This is a genomic window from Dietzia sp. E1 (genome assembly GCF_014145015.1).
GTDB lineage: Bacteria > Actinomycetota > Actinomycetes > Mycobacteriales > Mycobacteriaceae > Dietzia > Dietzia cinnamea_A.
Genome location: NZ_JAALDU010000208.1, coordinates 1 through 6,754, shown reverse-complemented (window position 1 = coordinate 6,754; position 6,754 = coordinate 1). Strand labels below are relative to the sequence as shown.

7 protein-coding genes and 1 pseudogene are annotated in these 6,754 nt (G+C 70.7%); all 8 read left to right on the top strand.

Annotated elements, in window-relative coordinates:
- Positions 1-285 (top strand): annotated as a pseudogene (locus tag G6030_RS08045) (insulinase family protein); the annotation flags it as partial.
- A gap of 35 nt (positions 286-320) precedes the next feature.
- The gene (gene dapB / locus G6030_RS08040) at positions 321-1,070 is read left to right on the top strand and encodes a 4-hydroxy-tetrahydrodipicolinate reductase (protein ID WP_182642765.1); all 750 of its coding nucleotides are present in this window, start codon (positions 321-323) and stop codon (positions 1,068-1,070) included.
- Positions 1,071-1,080: 10 nt separating this feature from the next.
- Positions 1,081-1,560 carry a hypothetical protein gene (locus tag G6030_RS08035; RefSeq protein ID WP_347238608.1) on the top strand — a complete coding sequence of 160 codons (480 nt, stop codon included), beginning with the start codon at positions 1,081-1,083 and terminating at the stop codon, positions 1,558-1,560.
- Positions 1,557-2,009, top strand: coding sequence for an NAD(P)H-dependent oxidoreductase (locus G6030_RS08030; RefSeq protein WP_182642762.1), 453 nt, complete (start codon positions 1,557-1,559; stop codon positions 2,007-2,009). The genes G6030_RS08035 and G6030_RS08030 overlap by 4 nt, the downstream gene beginning before the upstream one ends.
- A 38-nt stretch (positions 2,010-2,047) precedes the next feature.
- Complete coding sequence (gene thyX, locus G6030_RS08025; RefSeq protein ID WP_182642761.1) at positions 2,048-2,800, top strand: FAD-dependent thymidylate synthase; 753 nt, start codon at positions 2,048-2,050, stop codon at positions 2,798-2,800.
- Between the two features lie 58 nt (positions 2,801-2,858).
- A complete protein-coding gene (gene dapA, locus G6030_RS08020) occupies positions 2,859-3,806 on the top strand; it encodes a 4-hydroxy-tetrahydrodipicolinate synthase (RefSeq protein WP_182642760.1) in 948 nt (315 codons plus the stop codon).
- Positions 3,803-5,989, top strand: a complete 2,187-nt coding sequence (locus G6030_RS08015) for a ribonuclease J (RefSeq protein ID WP_241724243.1) — start codon at positions 3,803-3,805, stop codon at positions 5,987-5,989. Before dapA ends, G6030_RS08015 begins: the two co-directional genes overlap by 4 nt.
- A 4-nt stretch (positions 5,990-5,993) precedes the next feature.
- The gene (locus G6030_RS08010) at positions 5,994-6,650 is read left to right on the top strand and encodes a TIGR03085 family metal-binding protein (protein WP_182642759.1); all 657 of its coding nucleotides are present in this window, start codon (positions 5,994-5,996) and stop codon (positions 6,648-6,650) included.
- Positions 6,651-6,754 lie beyond the last annotated feature (104 nt).

Below are 6,754 nucleotides of genomic sequence, written 5' to 3'. Positions count from 1 at the left end.
CCGCCCTCGTCCGACGAGGTCGACCGTGCGATCGGGCACCTCACGGGCTCCATCAGGCTCGGCCTGGACGACCCCCTGTCCCGGATGACGCGGATCGGACGACACCTCCTCGACCGCGACCGGGTCGTGACGGTCGAGGACTCCGTGGCCCGGCTGCGGCGGGTCACCGCCGGTGAGGTCGCCGACTACTGGGGCGCCGAGTCCGCACCCTGGTGCCTGGCCGCCGTCGGACCCGGCATGCCTGACGACGGCGCGGCGGGATTGCTCGCGCGCGTCGGCGGATAGTCTGGGGGAGGACGACGATGACCACGGAGGAGACGATGACGGTGACGAAGGTCGGGGTGCTCGGGGCACGCGGCAAGGTGGGTTCGGCGATCTGCGAGGCCGTTCGCGCGGCCGAGGACCTGGAGCTCGTCGCCGAGGTCGACCAGGGCGACCCGCTCAGCGCGCTCGTCGACGCGGGGGCCGAGGTCGTTGTCGATTTCACCCATCCCGATGTGGTCATGGGCAACCTGGAATTCTGCGTCGCCAACGGCATCCACGCCGTGGTCGGCACGACCGGGTTCACCGACGAGCGCCTCGAGGCGCTCCGCGGTTGGCTCGCCGACAGTCCGGACACCGGGGTGTTGGTCGCACCCAACTTCGCGATCGGCGCGATCCTCATGATGAGGTTCGCCGTGCAGGCGGCGAAGTACTTCCCGTCCGCCGAGATCATCGAACTCCATCACCCGAACAAGGCGGACGCGCCGTCCGGGACCGCGCACCGCACCGCCGCCATGATGGGCGCCGCGCGCGCCGAGGCGGGGCTCGGTTCGTCGCCGGACGCCACCTCCACCGCGCTCGACGGCGCCCGGGGAGCCGACGTCGACGGCGTCCGCGTCCACTCCGTCCGGCTGACCGGCCTGGTCGCGCACCAGGAGGTGCTCCTCGGGACGCAGGGGGAGACCCTGACGATCCGTCACGACTCGCTGGACCGGTCCTCGTTCGCCCCCGGCGTCCTGCTGGGTGTCCGCTCGATCGCCGGAGCCCCGGGGCTGACCGTGGGACTCGACGCCTTCATGGATCTGTAGGTCGCCCACAGTGGACAGAGTCGTCAAACCCCTGGTCATGGCCCTCACCGCGGCGGGCCTTGTCGTGGCCTTCCTCTACCTGCTCTACCTGGGGTGGTCGATGTTCCGCGCCTCGGAGCACCTGTCCGTCCGTGGTCTCGGGGTGGGGATCCTCCTGCTCGCCGTCGTCGGGGCGTGGGCCACCTGGGCGATCGTGCGCAACGGGCTCGAACTACAGAAGATCTCGGCCGCGGCCGCCGCCGAGGGCGTGGAGCTGGACCTCACCGGGCTGGACCGGCGCCCCTCCGGCCGTCTCGAGCGTCACGCGGCCGACGAGCTGTTCGACCGCGTCAGCGCCGAGTACCAAGCGGCGCCGGACGACTGGCGGACCACGTACCGCCTCGCGCGCGCCTACGACCACGCCGGCGACCGCATCCGGGCGCGGGAGACCATGCGTACGGCCATCGAGCTGCACGATGCCGAATCGGCGCCGGGGAGGGGCCCGCGATGAGCACCGTGTTGCTGGTCCACCACGCGCCGTCCCCGCGGCTGCGGCGCATCCTGGAGGCCCTGGAGTCCGGGCTCGCCCACCCGGAGCTGGAGGGCATCTCGGTGGAGTCGGTCCCCGCCCTGGCCACCACCGACGACCACGTCCTGCGAGCCGACGGCTACGTCCTGCTCACCCCGGCGAACTTCGGGTACATGTCCGGAGCGCTCAAGCACTTCTTCGACCGCACCTACTACACCTGCGAGGGCGCGGTCTCGGGCCGCCCGTACGCGCTGTGCGTGCACGGCGACAACGACACCGCGGGTGCGGTCACCTCCGTCGAACGCATCACCACCGGCTGGGGCCTAAGGGCCGTGGGTCCGGCCGCGCAGCTCACGGGCGAACCCACACGCGAGGACCTCGACGCCGTCGCCGAGGTCGCGGCCACGGTCGCCGCACACCTGCTCGGCTGAACCGCCGGGCGCACCACGTCACCACGAGGAGTCCCATCATGTCCGAGCTCGTCCGGCGGCAGGTCCGCATGGTCGCGCACACCGAGTTCCTCCCACCCGACGAGCTCGGATGGGAGACCGACGCGGAAGGGGGGTCCGCGCTCGCGGAGTTCGCCGGCCGGGCGTGCTACCAGAGCTGGGACAAGCCCAACCCGCGCACCGCGACCAACGCGGGGTACCTCCGTCACATCCTCGAGGTGGGGCACCTGTCGGTGTTCGAACACGCCAGCGTGACCTTCTACATCACCGGCATCTCGCGGTCCTGTACCCACGAGCTGATCCGGCACCGGCACTTCTCGTACAGCCAGCTCTCCCAGCGGTTCGTCCCGGAGCACGACTCGAAGGTCGTCCCACCTCCGGCCATCGCCGACGACCCCGAGCTCGTCGAGATCTTCCGCAGGGCCACCGACGCCTCGCGCGACGCCTACGCGGAGATGCTCGCGCGGCTCGAGGAGAGGTTCGCCGACGTGCCCAACCCGATGTTGCGGCACAAGCAGGCCCGGCAGGCGGCCCGGTCGGTGTTGCCGAACGCCACCGAGACACGCATCGTCGTGACGGGCAACTACCGCTCGTGGCGCCACTTCATCGGGATGCGCGCCACCGAGCACGCGGACACCGAGATCCGCGGACTGGCGATCGACGTCCTGCGGCAGTTGCGAGAGGCCGCGCCGGCCGTGTTCTCGGACTTCGAGATCGCCACCCTCGAGGACGGGTCGGAGATCGCGGTCAGCCCGTACGTGCTCGAGGGATGAGCACACCCGCCGGGTCGGAATCGGGATCCGGACCTGCCTGCGGGTACCCTGGGAGACCATGACACACGTGACCACCGGGGGGCCGACACCGGCCGGTAGTGGCCGGGCCCCCGCCGAGACAGGGCGCCCGGCGCCGTTCGGCACGGTCGTCACGGCGATGGTGACCCCGTTCGGGGCCGACGGCTACGTCGATCTCAAGGCCGTCGCACGTGTCGCGCGACATCTCGTGGACTCCGGATGCGACGGCCTCGTCGTGTCGGGGACCACGGGCGAGTCGCCCACCACCACCGACGCGGAGAAGATCGCGGTCCTCGAGACCGTCCTCGCCACGGTAGGGGACAGGGCGACGATCGTCGCGGGCGTGGGGACCTACGACACCGCGCACTCCGTGCACGCGGCCCGGCAGGCCGCGGCCTCCGGGGCGCACGGACTGCTCGTCGTGACCCCGTACTACTCCAAGCCCACGCAGGCGGGGCTGGACGCCCACTTCCGCACCATCGCCGACGCGACCGACCGGCCGGTGATGCTCTACGACATCCCCCCGCGGTCGGTCGTCCCGATCCAGGCGGAGACGCTGATCGGTCTGTCCGCACACCCGAACATCGTGGCCGTCAAGGACGCGAAGGGTGACTTCCACGACGCGGTCACCGTCATGTCGCACTCCGACCTCATCTACTACTCGGGGGACGATCAACTCAACCTCCCGTGGCTTGCCGTCGGGGCGAGCGGCTTCGTCAGCGTGATCGGCCACGTGGCCGCGCCGCGTCTGGTCGAGCTACGCCGCGCGTTCCTGTCCGGAGACATCGAGACGGCCCGCCGGATCAACCTCGGACTCCTCCCGCTCTTCGACGCCCAGCGGGCGCTCGGGGGCGTGTCGATGTCCAAAGCAGCACTAGAACTTCTCGGGATCCCGGCCGGTGTGCCGCGACTCCCGCAGTTACCACCCACCGACGAGCAGCGAGGGGCCCTCGAGGCACTGCTGCTCAGAGCAGGAGTCACCAGATGACGGAAAGTTCCTCCACCGGCCGCGGACGCGGCCGTACCCGACGCGCCGCGGGCCGCCCCTCGGGCGAGCCGGCGCCCACCACCGCGGTGCAGTTCACCGAGCCGATCCCGGCCGCGGACACCCCTGCCGCCGAGTCGGCACCGACCCGCTCCGGCAGGGACAAGGCTCAGCAGGACAAGGCTCAGCAGGACAAGAGCCAGCAGGACAAGGGCCAGCGCGGCGGCCAGAACAAGGGCGACCAGGGCAAGGCCCAGCAGGAGTCGCCGAAGGGCGGCTCACGGGGACGCGGTCGCGGTTCCGCCTCCGGCGGTCAGGAGGGTAGCGGCCAGAAGTCGGGCGGCCAGAAGTCCGGCGGTCAGAACGGCGGCAACCAGGACTCCGGCGGTCAGAACGGCGGACGCGGGCGCGGCGGCCGCAGCCGGGGTCGCGGACGCGGCGAGACCTCGACGGCCGAGTTCGGTGGCGTCAAGACCATGCAGGGCGGGGACATGACGGTCCGTCTGCCCAGCCCGCCGAAGCCCCGCAAGGGTGCCCTGCGGATCGTCGCCCTCGGCGGCATCTCCGAGATCGGCCGGAACATGACGGTCTTCGAGTACGACTCGAAGCTGCTCATCGTGGACTGTGGCGTCCTGTTCCCGAGCTCGACCGAGCCCGGTGTCGACCTCATCCTCCCGGACTTCGGGCACATCGAGGACCGCCTGGACCAGGTCGAGGCGCTCGTCCTCACCCACGCCCATGAAGACCACATCGGGGCGATCCCGTTCCTGCTCAAGCTGCGCCCGGACATCCCGGTGGTGGGCTCCAAGTTCACCCTCGCGCTGGTGGCGGCCAAGTGCCAGGAGCACCGCATCAAGCCGGTGTTCCGCACGGTCGACGAGTCCAGCGTCAGTGACTTCGGCAAGTTCCAGGTCCGGTACTTCGACGTCAACCACTCGATCCCCGAGTGCCTGGGCGTGGTCATCAAGGCCGGCGACAACACGGTGATGATGTCCGGCGACATCAAGCTCGACCAGCTGCCCACCGACAAGCGCCCCACGGACCTGCCCAAGATGTCGCGGTTCGGCGACGAGGGTGTCGACCTGCTGCTCCTGGACTCCACCAACGCGACCACGCCGGGCATCAGCCCCTCAGAGTCCGGAGTCCGGCCCGCCCTGCAGCGGCTCATCGCCGACGCGCGCCAGCTCGTGGTGGTGGCCTGCTTCGCCTCCAACGTCTACCGCGTCCAGTCCGTCGTCGACGCCGCCGCCGCCACCGGACGCAAGGTCGCCCTGACCGGTCGGTCGATGCTCCGCAACATGGAGATCGCGCTCGAGATGGGGCTCCTCACGGATCCGGACAGGGTTCTGGTGGACATGGACACCGCCGCCAAGCTGCCCTCCGAGAAGGTCCTCGTGATGACCACCGGTACGCAGGGTGAGGCCATGGCGGGTCTCTCCCGGATGGCACGCCGCGAGCACCGCCAGATCAACCTCTCCGAGGGGGACACCGTCCTGTTCTCCTCGTCGATCGTCCCGGGCAACGAGGAGTCCGTCTTCGGCGTCCAGAACGGCCTGTCGCAGATGGGCGTCAACGTGGTCACCAGTCGTGAGGCGGACATCCACGTGTCCGGCCACGGGTACTCCGGCGAACTGCTGTTCATCTACAACGCCGTGCGCCCGAAGAACGCCATGCCCGTGCACGGCGAGTGGCGGCACCTGCGGGCCAACAAGGCGCTGGCGATCGCCACCGGCGTGGCCGAGGAGAACGTCGTCCTCGCCCAGAACGGCGTGGTCGTGGACCTCGTCGACGGCAAGGCCTCCGTGGTGGGCCAGGTGCCGGTCGGCAACCTGTACGTCGACGGCCTGTCCACCGGCGACATCGGGGACACCGTGCTGGCGGATCGCACGGCCCTGAGCGAGGACGGCTTCATCGTCGCCACCGTCGTGGTGGACCCGCGAACGGGACGGCCCGTGAGCAGGCCGCAGATCATCGGCAAGGGTTTCACCGACGAGCCGGGCGCACTGGCCCCGGTGGTCGAGCTGGTGGAGAACGCGCTGTGGGATCTCGCCGGCGAGGGCGAGACGGATCCTTACCGGATCGCCCAGGCCGTCCGTCGCACCGTCGGTCGCTGGGTGTCGCAGAAGTGGCGCCGCAAGCCCATGATCGTGCCGACCGTCATCACCTCCGCCGTCGCCGAGGTGTAAGTCCGTGGGTCCCGACCGTCCGAGCCTGGCCCAGCGGGAGCGGAGCGCTCTCGTCGAGACGATGCGCGCTGCGGGGCCGGACGCCCCCACGCTGTGTGCGGGTTGGACGACCCGGGACCTGGCCGCCCATCTCGTCGTGCGGGAGGGGCGGCCCGACGCGGCGGCCGGGGTCGTGGTCCCCGCGTTCGCGGACCGGCTCGAGCAGATCCGGCTCCGCGAGGCCGAGCGACCGTGGGAGGACCTCCTGGCCGCGATCGCCGCGGGCGCGCCGTGGTACTCGCCGCTGCGCTACGCGGACCGTGTGGCCAACACGGCCGAGTACCTGGTCCACCACGAGGACGTGCGTCGCGGCGCCCCGGGGTGGAGCAGGCGCGGCTTCGACATAAAGGATCTCGAGCGGGTCTGGACACTCGCCACCACCGTGGCGCGGACCTTCCTTCGCAAGGTCGACGCCCGGGTGGAGCTGCGTGCCCCCTCCGACATCGGCTCCGGGAAGATCTCGCCGGTCTCGACGGGAGCGGCCCTGGCGCCCTTGGTGAGCGTCTCCGCCGATCCGGTGGAGCTCCTGCTGTGGGCGTTCGGTCGAAACGAGGTCGAGATCGACATCTCGGGAGCGCAGCGGGGGATCGACGCCCTACAGGCCGTTCCGCGAGGCCTGTAGAAGAGCCCCCCGCCCGTGTGGCTGCTGTTACCGGTGGTGCCTGAGACGATAGAGTGACGGTCATGGCATCCACCTCGAGCACGCGATCCTCCCGTGCCCCCGGC